Origin of the sequence: Pseudomonas sp. PHC1, assembly GCF_046487845.1 — a bacterium.
Taxonomy (GTDB): domain Bacteria; phylum Pseudomonadota; class Gammaproteobacteria; order Pseudomonadales; family Pseudomonadaceae; genus Aquipseudomonas; species Aquipseudomonas sputi.
In genome coordinates this window covers 120,887-133,995 of record NZ_JBJXHJ010000015.1, presented here as the reverse complement: position 1 = coordinate 133,995, position 13,109 = coordinate 120,887, and the positions used below count along the sequence as shown (strand labels likewise).

Here is a 13,109-nt window from a genome sequence, read left to right as displayed (position 1 = left end):
CCAAAGGCTGATCAAGATACACAGCAGGCTGCGCCCACACAAGACGCCAAAAGTCGGAGAAACCGGCGCCTGCCGCGACCTTGCGACGCGGTTCCCCAAGTCGCAACCCCATCATTAACTGTCGCCTGACCGCATTTTTCCCACGGTCAATAAACGGCACCCGACGTCAGTCCCGGGTGCCCCGCCCCACGCAGAAAACCTTAGCCGGTATTTCGCAAACCGGCGGCAATCCCCGCCACAGACACCAGCAACGCCTGTTCCACCGGGCTGCCCTGCTCGACATTCTGCTGCCGCGAACGCGCCAGCAACTCGGCCTGCAATAGATGCAGCGGGTCGAGGTAGGTGTTGCGCAGACGGATGAATTCCAGGGTGTCCGGGCTATGTGCCAGTAGCTGCGACTGACCGGTCAGGCCGAGGACAACGGAACAGGCCTGCGACAATAGGTCGCGTAAATGCGCACCCAACGGCAGCAAGTCCGGCTCGACCAGACGCTCATCGTAGGACAGCGCGATATCGGCGTCGGCCTTGGCCAGCACCATCTCCAGCATGTCAATGCGGGTGCGGAAGAACGGCCACTGCTCGCGCATCTGCCCCAACAACTCGCCTTCGCCACGCTCCAGCGCGTTGTTCAACGCGGTTTCCCAGCCGAGCCAGGCCGGCAGCATCAGACGCGTCTGGGTCCAGCCGAAGATCCACGGAATCGCCCGCAGGCTTTCGATGCCGCCAGCGCGACGTTTGGCCGGACGGCTGCCCAATGGCAAGCGGCCCAGCTCCTGCTCCGGTGTGGATTGGCGGAAATACTCGACGAATTGCGGGTTCTCCCGCACCACCGCACGGTAAGCAGCGACGCCGTCAGCGGCCAGTTCGTCCATCAGATGCCGCCATTCGGGGGTCGGTGGCGGCGGTGGCAACAGGGTCGCTTCGAGCACCGCCGCCAGATACAGATTGAGGTTTTGCTCGGCGATGTCCGGCAGGCCGAATTTGAATCGAATCATTTCCCCCTGCTCGGTGGTGCGGAAACGCCCCGCCACCGATCCCGGCGGCTGCGACAGAATCGCCGCGTGCGCCGGGCCGCCGCCACGACCCACGGTGCCACCACGACCGTGGAACAACAGCAGTTCGACTTGCTGCTCGCGGCAGATTTCCACCAGCCGCTCCTGCGCCCGGTACTGCGCCCACGCCGCCGCCGTGGTGCCGGCATCCTTGGCCGAGTCGGAATAGCCGATCATCACCTCCTGCGGGCCTTGCAGGCGCGCGCGATAACCCGGCAGCAACAACAGACGCTCGATCACCGGGCCGGCGTTGTCGAGGTCGGCCAGGGTTTCGAACAGCGGCACCACGCGCATCGGCCGCAGGACGCCGGACTCCTTGAGCAGCAATTGCACCGCGAGCACATCGGAAGCGGCACCGGCCATGGAAATCACGTAGGAGCCCAGCGAAGCACCCGGCGCAGCGGCGATCTCCTTGCAGGTGGCGAGCACTTCGGCGGTGTCGGCCGAGGGTTTGAAATGCGCCGGCAGCAGCGGCCGACGGTTTTGCAGTTCGCGGGTCAGGAAGCTGATGCGCTGCTCTTCATCCCACTCCTCGTATTTGCCGAGGCCGAGGTAATCGGTGATTTCAGTCATGGCCGCGCTATGGCGCGACGAGTCCTGACGCACATCGAGGCGCACCAGGAACAGGCCGAAGGTCACGGCCCGGCGCAGGCAATCGAGCAACGGCCCGTCGGCGATTACGCCCATGCCGCATTCGTGCAGTGAGTTGAAACACAGCTCCAGCGGATCGAGCAGATCACGATTGTTGTGCAGCACATCCGCCGGGGCCGGCGTGGTCGCGGTCAGCGATGCATGGGCCCAGTTGCGCGTGGCGCGCAGGCGTTCACGCAATTGCTTAAGCACCGCCCGATACGGCTCGGCACTGTCGCCGGCCCGGGCCTTGAGCGCGTCGCTGGCCTGCTGCATCGACAGTTCGGCGGCCAGGTGATCGACATCGCGCAAGTACAGATCCGCCGCCATCCAGCGCGCCAGCAACAGCACTTCGCGGGTTACGGCAGCGGTCACGTTCGGGTTGCCGTCACGGTCGCCACCCATCCACGAAGCGAAGCGGATCGGCGCAGCTTCCAGTGGCAAACGCAAACCGGTGGCGGCGTACAGCGCCTGATCGGCCTTGCGCATATGGTGGGGAATCGCCTGCCACAGCGAGTGTTCGATCACCGCAAAACCCCACTTGGCCTCGTCCACCGGGGTCGGCCGGGTGCGGCGGATTTCTTCGGTGTGCCAGGCTTCGGCGATCAGACGTTGCAGGGTGTTGTGGATCTGCTCGCGTTCGGCGGTGGTCAGGTCGCGGTGATCCTGAGCTGCCAGTTGTGCGGCGATCGCGTCGTACTTCTGGATCAGCGTGCGGCGGGCCACTTCGGTCGGGTGCGCGGTGAGCACCAGTTCGATTTCCAGCCGCGCCAGTTGCCGCGCCAGGGATTCGGCGCTGTGCCCTTCGTTGCGCAAGCGGGCGAGCAATTCCGGCAGCACGCGAGACTCGAACGGCGCGGCCTGGGTCTCTTCGCGGCGATGGATGAGCTGGTACTGCTCGGCGATGTTCGCCAGGTTGAGAAACTGGTTGAAGGCTCGCGCCACCGGCAGCAGTTCGTCTTCGCTCAATTGATTGAGACTGGCGCTGAGTTCGGCGTCCATCGAGCCACGCCGGTCGGCCTTGGCGCCCTTGCGGATCTGCTCGATCTTGTCGAGAAACGCCTCGCCGTACTGGTCACGAATGGTGTTGCCCAACAGCTCACCGAGCAGGTGAACGTCTTCGCGCAAGCGTGCATCAATATCGGTCATCAGCATCTCTCCAGCAGTAATCGGTGACGGATCGCAAGTGAGTGGATGAACAGAGAGTGCCGCTCCGGGGCGCTTCTTACAAGCAGACGACGAAGGGACTTTAAACCTTGAGGCTTGAAGCTAGTCTCAACAGTAAGCCCCACAACGGCTTGCCGCCGGCAGACGCCGGACACTCACCAAGACCTGCCATGAGCAGGTGCGACATGAGGTTTTTATGAAAATCCGTGAACTCGCCCAGCATTGGGAAGAAACCGCCAAGGGTCGCCTGACCGACACCGGCTACACGATTCATCTGGACGTGGAAGCTGCCGCACGCCTGGCGGCAATCGCCGAGATGTACCCCAAACGCCACGCCGAAGAACTGCTCGGCGAGCTGATCGGCGCCGCCCTCGAAGAGTTCGAAGCGAGCCTGCCGTATGTGAAAGGTTCGACCGTGGTCGCCACCGACGAAGAAGGCGATCCGCTGTATGAAGACGTCGGCCCGACCCCGCGTTTTCTCGCGTTGTCGCGGCGTCATTTGCACGACCTCTCGACGGCTGCCGGCAAGCAGAAACACTGATCCCTGACACTTCAAAACAGTGGGAATGGTTTGCCTCGATGGCGTTAGTTCAGCCGTAAATGTGCTGAATTGGATGGCCTCATCGCTGGCAAGCCAGCTCCCACACTGGCTGTGTTTCTCTTGCGTTTGTGCGCCATTTTCTGCCCGCGCGTACCACTCTGCCCCGCCAAAGTTCCCGCTTTAGAGCCTTGTCTGTCTGGTCAGAATATTTTTTGGCGATGAGCCATCTTTTCTGAACTTTTGAAAAATGCCTTCGGTCGGAACAGGTAACCACGCCTGGAACGAGCGTTTCAAAACGCGCTGACACATGACGGTTGTCACTCCTCGACCAGGATGGATTTCGAAGCTTCCAAGGAGTTAACCAATGGAGTTGAAGACCATGAAGACCCAAACCTCGTTCTCCCACCTGCGCGGTCTGAAACTGGCCGCTCTGGCCATCGGCACCAGCTTCGTGCTGGCCGGTTGCGCCGGCAATCCTCCGACCGAGCAGTACGCCGTGACTCAATCGGCAGTCAACAGCGCAGTCAGCGCCGGTGGTACCGAATTCGCCGCCGTGGAAATGAAGCAGGCCCAGGACAAGCTCAAGCAAGCCGAAATCGCCATGCACGACAAAAAGTATGACGAGGCCCGCATCCTCGCCGAACAGGCCGAGTGGGACGCGCGCGTCGCCGAACGCAAGGCTCAGGCGATGAAAGCCGAGCAAGCGGTGAAGGATTCCCAGAAAGGTGTTCAGGAACTGCGTCAGGAAAGTCAGCGCACTGTGCAGTAAGCGCGCATCCCGACCGCAAGGCTGAAACTCTTATCGATAGAAAGGACGAACGATTATGCGTAAACAACTGATGATCCCCGCTCTCCTGGCCGCAAGCGTTGCCCTGGCTGCCTGCTCCACGCCGCCCAACCCGAACCTGGAACAGGCACGCACCAACTACGCCGGCCTGCAGGCCAACCCGCAGGCAAGCAAGGTCGCAGCGCTGGAAACCAAGGACGCCAGCGACTATCTGGACAAGGCCGACAAGGCTTATCTGGATAAAGAAGACGCCGCCAAGGTCGATCAACTGGCTTATCTGACTAACCAGCGCGTAGAAGTGGCCAAGCAGACCATCGCTCTGCGCACCGCTGAAAATAACCTGAAGAACGCCGCCGCCCAACGTGCCCAGGCCCGTCTGGATGCCCGCGATCAGCAGATCAAGCAGCTGCAGGACAGCCTCAACGCCAAGCAGACCGATCGCGGCACGCTGGTGACTTTCGGTGACGTGCTGTTCGCCACCAACAAGGCCGATCTGAAATCCAGCGGTCTGGTGAACATCAACAAACTGGCGCAGTTCCTCCAGGAAAACCCTGATCGCAAAGTGATCGTCGAGGGCTACACCGACAGCACCGGTACCGCGAGCTACAACCAGTCGCTGTCCGAGCGTCGCGCGACTTCGGTGCAGGTTGCACTGATCAAGATGGGTGTAGACCCGTCGCGCATCGTCGCACAGGGTTATGGCAAGGAATACCCGGTTGCGGATAACGGCAGCGTATCGGGCCGTGCAATGAACCGTCGGGTGGAAGTGACCATTTCCAACGACAATCAGCCGGTGATGCCGCGTTCGGCTGTCAGCTCGAACTAAGCGTTACGCGATAACGAAAAAGCCCCGCCTGAGTTGATCAGGCGGGGCTTTTTTGTCTGTCGCAAGCTTACTCTTCGAGCTTCTGCGGCGTCTCCTGGCCCATGCAGCGCACGGCCTTTTTCTGGCTGTTGACCAGCACCCCGGTCAGGCCTTTCTGCTCGGTATCGAACAGCACCAGCACGCCATCGATGCATTGCGCCACTTGCGGCGCCGGGGTCAGCGAGACCTTGTAGTCTTCGCCAGGAACGGTCTTGAGCATGGTGAATTCGTTGAGCAGCAATGCATCCTCGGGTTTGGCGAAGTGCAGGTAGCCGTAGTACCACAGGGCGCCGACGGTGCCGAGGATGCTGCAGATGCCGGTGATGATCAGCGGGATGGCGTTACGTTCTTCACTCATTGCGGGCTCTCTGGTGGTTCGTCTTCAGAATTCGGGGATGTTGGATAATTCGGGATTTCGCCGAGGCGGCGCAGGCCGTTGAAGTGTTCAGGATCGTCGAGGTAGCGCAGCATCACCTGACGCCAGACCGGGTCGCCGAAGGTCTGCACATGCCCGCCCCGGGTCAACTGCAGTACGCGCGGTGGCGGCGCAGCTTGATACAGACGGATGCCGTTGGAAAGGGGCACCAGCGGATCGTCGAGGCTATGGAAGATCAGTTTCGGCACGCCGTTGAGTTGCGGCATGGCGTTGATCGCACTGTCGCCATCCGGCACCAGCCACGACAGCGGCACCTGAAATGGCCAGGTCAGCCACGAGGTGCTGAGGGCGTATTGGCCGACGCTGCGGTAACTGGCGGGCACACCGTCGAGCACCAGGGCCTTGAGCTGTTTTTGTCTTTGCGGATGTTGCACCAGCCAGTGCACGGCCATTGCCCCGCCCAGGCTCTGACCGAGCAGCACCAGCGGCTTGCCTTTGACCTCCGGCGCCTTGTCCAGCCAGGCGAATGCCGCATCGATGTCCTGATAGATCGCCGGCAGGCTCGGTTCGCCCTCGGACAAGCCGTAACCGCGATAGTCCACCAGCAGCACTTGATAGCCGTTTTTCGGCAGCCACCAGCTCCCGCCCAGGTGCATCGGCAGGTTGCCCCCGTTGCCGTGCAGGTGCAGCACCGTGCCCTTGACCTCGACCCCGGGTTTGGCCGGCAGCCACCAGGCGTTCAGCTTGAGGCCGTCGGCGGTGTTGAGGGTAACGGTGCGGTATTCGAGTTTGGCCTTTTCCGGGGTGAAGATCTGGCCGGGCTCGGGGTAGAACAGCAACGAGCTGCAACCGCCGAGGGTCAGGAGCAGGCAAAGGATGCCGAGGATTCTCATCCGGTGAAACCTCGCAAAATTTCGGGTTTAGATCGTTCCCACGCTCCGCGTCACAGTGGACGCGGAGCGTCCATGGCGGCATTCCCACGCAGAGCATGGGAACGATCAACGGTGATCGGTGTGGTCACAGGATGTTGGAGTAATCCGCCTCGATCCGGTCCAGGCTCAAGTGGTTGAGGAAGTTGGAGAAACACATCCACGCCGACAACGCGTTCATGTCGCGGAACTGGTCCGGCAGGTACTTGGGCGGCACCACCAGGCCTTCGTCCACCAGCTGACGCAGGGTTCGCATGTCTTCCAGCGTGGTCTTGCCGCAGAACAGCAACGGGATCTGCTCAAGCTTGCCCTTGCGCACGGCCAACTGAATGTAGTTGTAAACCATGATGAAGCCCTTGAGGTAGGACAAGTCTTTGGTGAATGGCAGACCGGTCGGCGTCGAACCACGGAAAACCCGACTGGCGTTGCCGTAGCTTTCCGCCATTTCGAAGCCCTGCTCGCGGAAGAACTCGAAGATCTGCAAAAAGTCCGCGCCCTCCTCGACCATGTGAATGGCGCGGGTGCGGTTGGTCAGCTTGCGCAAACGGCTCGGGTAGGAAGCGAAGGTGATGATTTCCATCAGAATCGCCAGGCCTTCCTGAGTCACCGTCGATGAGGGCGGCCCCTTGGACAGGAAAGTACAGATCGGCTGGTTCAAGCCGTTTAGCGTGGTACCGACATGCACCAGGCCTTCGTGAACCTCCAGCGCCCGCACGTCGCGGTCGTTAAACATCGCGTCGGTGCGAATCTTGATGTAGTCCGCGCCCGCCGCAGCGTCAGCGACGATCCCGTCGGACTCGAACACACGAATGGTTTCCTCGGCCTCGCCGAACACCTTGTTCAGACGGGTTTGCAGCAGGTGAACGGCGTCCTTGGCGGTCAGGGTCTTCGGCTCATCCTTCAGGTCGCCACGACCGTCGATGTTGTTCAGGTAGTCGGACATCATCAGGCCAAGGTCGGCCAGGGTCGGGTCGCCGGCGTGAAACGCATCGGACGCGGCGCCGTACAGTTCCTGGGAAATCAGGCCGAAATCCTCGGTACCGCGCGCTTCGAGCATGCGCACCACCATCCGGTATTCCTTGCACATGCGGCGCATGATCTGGCCGACCGGGTTGAACTGGCCGAGCTGACGGGTGATGTCCCGTTCGATGTTCTGGAATTCCAGTTTGACCTTGCTCGAATCGAAGGACAGCGGCCGGTTGAGGTAATAATCGCGATCCACCGCCGGCAATTCCTTGCCCTTGGCCTTGAGGAAGCCCTTGCGGATGTTCTCGTCCCACTTGACCGCGTCGAGCACGCGGATCGGCGTCTGCGCCAGCACTATGCGATCGGACAGAATGCGTATCGTCTGCTGGTAATCGTCCACCCGAAACTCCTGTAGAAAACGTGACGAACTGAATTATTTGGCCTTGGCCTGCTGCTGATAGCGCGCCGCTTCGACGAAAACGTCGGAATTGGCCGGGTCGTCGAGGTAAGCAAAGACCTTTTCAAGCGGGCTGTCGACCTGCACGCCGTCGCCGTCATCGGTCTGGAAACCCTGGCCGTCGAGGGTTTTCTGGGCGATGGCCTGATTGATCTGCTCGAGGTCGAGGTTGTAGATCACCAGTTCGCGCTTGTCGGTGATCTCGAAACCGACGATGGTGAAGTGCCCGCCGTATTGCGCCGGCACCTTCGCCGACAGGTACCAGCGGTTGCCATGGCGCGCCACCGTGAACGGAAACGCCTCGCGCTCCCGAGGCTTGGCCCTGAACCAGGCGACGGCCTGATATCGGTCGTTGCCGATCCGGGTCAGTTCCAGGTTCATCGCTTCGCCCCAGGCGTTGGTGCTCGCCCAATGACCGAGCAGGCCCTTGGGCGCCGGTTCACTGGCGGGCAGCGGCTCGCGGAAGGTCACCAGACAACCACTGAGCAGCAGGAACGACAAGGCGATCAGCACGCCACGCCAGGCTTTCATTCGACACTCCCTAGAACCTGAAACACCTTCCCCTGCTGATCGTTCCGACGCTCCGCGTAGGAATGCCGCCATGGACGCTCCGCGTCCACTGTGACGCAGAGCGTCACGGTATGCATTCCCACGCAGAGCGTGGGAACGATCAGGGTCGAGAATTACACCGACGCGAGTACCAGGTGCATATAGCGCGTCAGAATGCCGAGCATGTCCTCTTCGGCCAAAGGCTCGGCGTCGTTGAGCAGGCCCTGATATTCCATCCGTCCGATAATCGCCGTCAACACCTTGGCATCCTGCTGCGGCTCGCGTGAGCCCAATACCTGGAACAACTGGCAGCTGCCTTGCAACAGAATCTGCTGATGGGAACGCACCAGCTCCGCCAGACGCGGGTTGAGCAGCGCTTCCTGGCGAAACGCCTGCTCGGCCATCAAGTGCTCGCGGCGGTTGACCAGTTGCCGGTGCACGTAGTCGGCCATCAACCGGGCGATATCGTCAGCCAGCTGCGAACGCGATTCCGGGCTGCCGTCACCGCTGACCACCATCTCACGCAGCAGGCCTTCGTTGTTGATCCACAGCTTGGCCATGTAGGCCGCGCTGCGTTCGACGTACTGGGCGAAGGTATCGGTGAGCAGGTCATCGATGTCCTTGAAGTAATACGTGGTGGCCGACAGCGGCACACCGGCCTCGGCCGCCACCGCCCGGTGACGCACGGCCCGCACGCCGTCGCGCACGACAATGCGCATCGCCGCATCGAGAATGTCCTGTCGACGCTGTTCACTGCCCTGCCGGCTGGCCTTGCGGCCCTGGTACTGAACACTTTCAGCGACCGCAGTGGCGATTCCCGCTGCACCCTCTTGAGCCATTGCACCGATCACGACAGGCATACCTCTGTTGTTTTCTTCAAAATTAACCATTTGATACGTTTGTACCAGACAGGCAATAAAAAGCCGCCCATTTCAGGCGGCTTTTTTATTGAAACACTTACGCTTGTGGCCGCATGTGCGGGAACAGGATCACGTCGCGGATCGACGGGGAGTTGGTCAGCAGCATCACCAGACGGTCGATGCCGATACCTTCACCGGCCGTCGGCGGCATGCCGTACTCCAGCGCGCGAACGAAGTCGGCGTCGTAGTGCATGGCTTCGTCGTCGCCGGCGTCCTTGTCGGCCACCTGCGCCATGAAGCGCTCGGCCTGGTCTTCCGCGTCGTTCAGCTCGGAATAGGCGTTGGCGATTTCACGGCCGCCGATGAACAGCTCGAAGCGGTCGGTGACGTTCGGGTTGTCGTCGTTGCGACGGGCCAGCGGCGACACTTCGAACGGGTACTGGGTAATGAAGTGCGGCTGTTCCAGCTTGTGCTCGACCAGTTCTTCGAAAATCATCACCTGCAGCTTGCCCAGACCTTCGAAGCCCAGCACCTTGGCGCCGGCCTTCTTGGCGATGTCGCGAGCCTTGTCGATGTCGTTCAGGTCATCGGCGGTCAGCTCCGGGTTGTACTTGAGGATCGAGTCGAACACCGACAGGCGCACGAACGGCTCGCCGAAGTGGAACACCTTGTCGCCGTACGGCACGTCGGTGCTGCCCAGCACCAGTTGCGCCAGCTCGCGGAACAGTTCTTCGGTCAGGTCCATGTTGTCTTCGTAGTCGGCGTAAGCCTGGTAGAACTCCAACATGGTGAACTCAGGGTTGTGACGCGTCGAAACACCTTCGTTACGGAAGTTGCGGTTGATCTCGAATACTTTTTCGAAACCGCCAACCACCAGGCGCTTGAGGTACAGCTCTGGCGCGATGCGCAGGAACATTTCCATGTCCAGCGCGTTGTGGTGGGTTTCGAACGGTTTGGCCGCAGCGCCGCCAGGAATGGTCTGCAGCATCGGCGTTTCGACTTCGAGGAAGTCGCGCTTCATCAGGAAGCTGCGGATGTGCGCGATCACTTGCGAACGGACGCGGAAAGTCTGGCGCACGTCTTCGTTGACGATCAGGTCAACGTAGCGCTGACGGTAGCGCTGCTCGGTGTCGGTCAGGCCGTGGTGCTTGTCCGGCAGTGGGCGCAGGGATTTGGTCAGCAGACGCACGCTGGTCATCTCGACGTACAGGTCGCCCTTGCCGGAGCGGGCCAGGGTGCCTTCGGCGGCGATGATGTCGCCCATGTCCCAGGTTTTCACCGCGGCCAGGGTTTCTTCGGACAGGGTCTTGCGGTTGACATAGACCTGGATGCGACCGGTCATGTCCTGGATCACCATGAACGAGCCACGGTTGAGCATGATGCGACCTGCAACCTTGACCGGGATCGCCGCCTCTGCCAGCTCTTCCTTGGTCTTGTCCGCGTACTGTTTCTGCAGCGCATCGCAGTAGTTGTCGCGGCGGAAGTCGTTCGGGAAGGCATTGCCCTTGGCGCGCTCGGCAGCAAGCTTTTCCTTGCGCAGGGCGATCAGGGAGTTTTCTTCCTGTTGCAGGGCTTGCGGATCGAGTTGTAGGTCGCTCATGTCTTTAAATTTTCCATCACAGGTTCGTTGCCCCCGGGCCTTTCGGCCCGGAGATCGCCAGCAGGCTGGCTCCTACAGGGATCGAGTTGAATCAGCCGATCCTGTATTGCGTTTCTTACAGGCCCGATTTCAGGCTGGCTTCCAGGTATTCGTCGATGTCGCCGTCGAGCACCTTGTCGCAGTCACTGCGTTCGATGTTGGTGCGCAGATCCTTGATCCGCGACGCATCGAGCACGTACGAACGGATCTGGTGACCCCAGCCGATGTCCGACTTGGTGTCTTCCAGCGCCTGGGACGCCGCGTTGCGCTTCTGCATTTCCTGCTCGTACAACTTGGCCCGCAGCATTTTCATGGCGGTGTCCTTGTTGGCGTGCTGGGAACGTTCGTTCTGGCAGCTCACCACGGTGTTGGTCGGTACGTGGGTGATACGTACGGCCGAGTCGGTGGTGTTGACGTGCTGACCACCGGCACCGGAGGAACGATAGGTGTCGATCCGCAGGTCTGCCGGGTTGATTTCGATTTCCACCTTGTCGTCGATCTCGGGCGAGACGAAAACCGCGGAAAACGAGGTGTGGCGACGGTTGCCGGAGTCGAACGGGCTCTTGCGCACCAGACGGTGCACGCCGATCTCGGTACGCAGCCAGCCAAAGGCGTATTCGCCCTTGATGTGCACGGTCGCACCTTTGATCCCGGCGACTTCACCGGCCGACAGCTCCATGATGGTCGCGTCGAAACCGCGTTTGTCGGCCCAGCGCAGGTACATGCGCAGCAGGATGTTGGCCCAGTCCTGGGCTTCGGTGCCGCCGGAACCGGCCTGGATGTCCAGGTAGGCGTTGTTCGGGTCCATCTCGTGGCTGAACATACGGCGGAATTCGAGCTTGGACAGGGACTCTTCGAGACCTTGAAGGACTTCGACGACGTCGTTGACCGCGCCCTCGTCGTTCTCTTCAACGGCCATGTCCAGCAGCTCGCGGCAATCGGCCAGGCCACCGTTCAGTTCGTCGAGGGTGTCGACGATCTGCGCCAGCGCAGCGCGCTCGCGGCCCAGTTCCTGGGCGTATTCAGGTTTGTTCCAGACAGCAGGATCTTCAAGCTCGCGATTGACTTCGATCAGACGCTCATGCTTTTGATCGTAGTCAAAGATACCCCCGAATAGTTTCGGAGCGCTCGGACAGGTCCTTGATGGTGTTCAGGATCGGGTTGATTTCCATGACGGGCAGCACTCGTTGGCGAACTTTTGAAAGCCGGCGAGTATAACGTAATCAAGCTGTCACGGCAGCCCGTCTGGCGGCTCTTGAGGCGAATGAAACTGGTGGTTCATTCGATCCCCACCTGATTGCGCCCGTTGTTCTTGGCCAGGTACAGGCCGCGATCCGCCGCCGAGATCAGCAACCGGCAGTCGCTGCCCGACTCCGGCACCATGGTCGCCAGGCCGATGCTGATGGTCAGGCTCGCCCCTTCGGCCGGGGTATTGTGCGGAATCTTCAGCGCCGCGACCGTCTGGCGCAGCTTTTCCGCCACCAGTCGGGCCCCGCCCGGCGAGGTGTTGGGCAGCACCAGCGCGAACTCTTCGCCGCCATAGCGCGCCGGCAAGTCGGACGGCCGGGCACTGGCCTCACGGATTGCCGTGGCGACCTTGCGCAACGCTTCGTCGCCTTCGACGTGGCCGAAGGTGTCGTTGTAGGACTTGAAGTAATCGACGTCGATCATCAGCAGCGACAACTGGCTCTGATCACGCAGCGAGCGGCGCCATTCCAGTTCCAGGTATTCGTCGAAATGCCGGCGGTTGGACAGCCCGGTCAGGCCGTCGGAATTCATCAGCCGTTGCAACACCAGGTTGGTGTCGAGCAATTGCTGCTGGCTGACCCGCAACGCGCGGTAGGCCGCGTCCCGTTGCAGCAAGGTCATGTAGGAGCGCGAGTGATAGCGGATGCGTGCCACCAGCTCGATGTTGTCCGGCAGTTTCACCAGGTAATCGTTGGCCCCGGCGGAAAACGCCGCGCTCTTGATCAGCGGATCCTCCTTGGTCGACAGGACGATGATCGGAATGTCCTTGGTCGCCGGGTGATTGCGGTACTCGCGCACCAGGCTCAGGCCATCGAGGCCGGGCATCACCAGATCCTGCAGGATCACGGTCGGCTTGATCCGCACCGCGTGGGCCACGGCCTGATGCGGGTCGGAGCAGAAGTGGAAGTCGATGTTCTCTTCATTCGACAGCCCACGGCGCACGGCCTCGCCGATCATCGCCTGATCGTCCACCAACAACACCATGGCGGCGTTCTCGTCGGTTTTGATGTCATCGATCTGTAAGTCATTCATGGGCGGTCACC

At 61.3% G+C, this 13,109-nt stretch carries 12 protein-coding genes; 3 read left to right on the top strand and 9 right to left on the bottom strand.

Annotated features, from left to right (window positions below; all coding sequences use genetic code 11):
* Positions 1-200: 200 nt before the first annotated feature.
* A complete protein-coding gene (gene ppc / locus ACKJSM_RS19010; protein WP_410238543.1) occupies positions 201-2,831 on the bottom strand; it encodes a phosphoenolpyruvate carboxylase in 2,631 nt (876 codons plus the stop codon).
* A 214-nt stretch (positions 2,832-3,045) separates the two neighbouring features.
* Between ppc and ACKJSM_RS19005 the strand changes: the two genes are divergently transcribed.
* The 3 genes from ACKJSM_RS19005 to ACKJSM_RS18995 all read left to right on the top strand — a co-directional run bounded on the left by ACKJSM_RS19005 (position 3,046) and on the right by ACKJSM_RS18995 (position 5,003).
* The gene (locus ACKJSM_RS19005) at positions 3,046-3,390 is read left to right on the top strand and encodes a pilin assembly protein (protein WP_085688799.1); all 345 of its coding nucleotides are present in this window, start codon (positions 3,046-3,048) and stop codon (positions 3,388-3,390) included.
* Between the two features lie 364 nt (positions 3,391-3,754).
* Positions 3,755-4,159 carry a DUF4398 domain-containing protein gene (locus ACKJSM_RS19000; RefSeq protein ID WP_064378962.1) on the top strand — a complete coding sequence of 135 codons (405 nt, stop codon included), beginning with the start codon at positions 3,755-3,757 and terminating at the stop codon, positions 4,157-4,159.
* A 55-nt stretch (positions 4,160-4,214) separates the two neighbouring features.
* Complete coding sequence (locus tag ACKJSM_RS18995; RefSeq protein ID WP_236178303.1) at positions 4,215-5,003, top strand: OmpA family protein; 789 nt, start codon at positions 4,215-4,217, stop codon at positions 5,001-5,003.
* A 67-nt stretch (positions 5,004-5,070) separates the two neighbouring features.
* On the opposite strand, the gene ACKJSM_RS18990 is transcribed toward ACKJSM_RS18995, so the two are convergent.
* From ACKJSM_RS18990 to ACKJSM_RS18955, 8 genes are all read right to left on the bottom strand, one after another.
* Positions 5,071-5,400, bottom strand: a complete 330-nt coding sequence (locus tag ACKJSM_RS18990) for a hypothetical protein (RefSeq protein WP_085748084.1) — start codon at positions 5,398-5,400, stop codon at positions 5,071-5,073.
* On the bottom strand, positions 5,397-6,311 hold the full coding sequence (locus ACKJSM_RS18985; protein ID WP_410238542.1) for an alpha/beta hydrolase: 915 nt from the start codon (positions 6,309-6,311) through the stop codon (positions 5,397-5,399). The genes ACKJSM_RS18990 and ACKJSM_RS18985 overlap by 4 nt, the downstream gene beginning before the upstream one ends.
* 124 nt (positions 6,312-6,435) lie before the next feature.
* Positions 6,436-7,713, bottom strand: a complete 1,278-nt coding sequence (locus ACKJSM_RS18980) for a flavohemoglobin expression-modulating QEGLA motif protein (RefSeq protein WP_011332649.1) — start codon at positions 7,711-7,713, stop codon at positions 6,436-6,438.
* Positions 7,714-7,746: 33 nt separating this feature from the next.
* Complete coding sequence (locus ACKJSM_RS18975; protein WP_236178301.1) at positions 7,747-8,301, bottom strand: hypothetical protein; 555 nt, start codon at positions 8,299-8,301, stop codon at positions 7,747-7,749.
* A gap of 152 nt (positions 8,302-8,453) precedes the next feature.
* On the bottom strand, positions 8,454-9,158 hold the full coding sequence (locus ACKJSM_RS18970) for a TetR/AcrR family transcriptional regulator (RefSeq protein WP_085688973.1): 705 nt from the start codon (positions 9,156-9,158) through the stop codon (positions 8,454-8,456).
* 118 nt (positions 9,159-9,276) lie between these two features.
* Positions 9,277-10,779, bottom strand: coding sequence for a lysine--tRNA ligase (lysS, locus tag ACKJSM_RS18965; RefSeq protein ID WP_236178300.1), 1,503 nt, complete (start codon positions 10,777-10,779; stop codon positions 9,277-9,279).
* Positions 10,780-10,894: 115 nt separating this feature from the next.
* Positions 10,895-11,990 (bottom strand): peptide chain release factor 2 gene (prfB, locus tag ACKJSM_RS18960; RefSeq protein WP_102621447.1). Its coding sequence is split into 2 segments (ribosomal slippage): positions 10,895-11,917 and positions 11,919-11,990, totalling 1,095 coding nucleotides; the frame shifts between segments, so codons are not numbered across the junction.
* A 106-nt stretch (positions 11,991-12,096) separates the two neighbouring features.
* The gene (locus ACKJSM_RS18955) at positions 12,097-13,098 is read right to left on the bottom strand and encodes a PleD family two-component system response regulator (RefSeq protein WP_236178299.1); all 1,002 of its coding nucleotides are present in this window, start codon (positions 13,096-13,098) and stop codon (positions 12,097-12,099) included.
* Between the last annotated feature and the right edge of the window lie 11 nt (positions 13,099-13,109).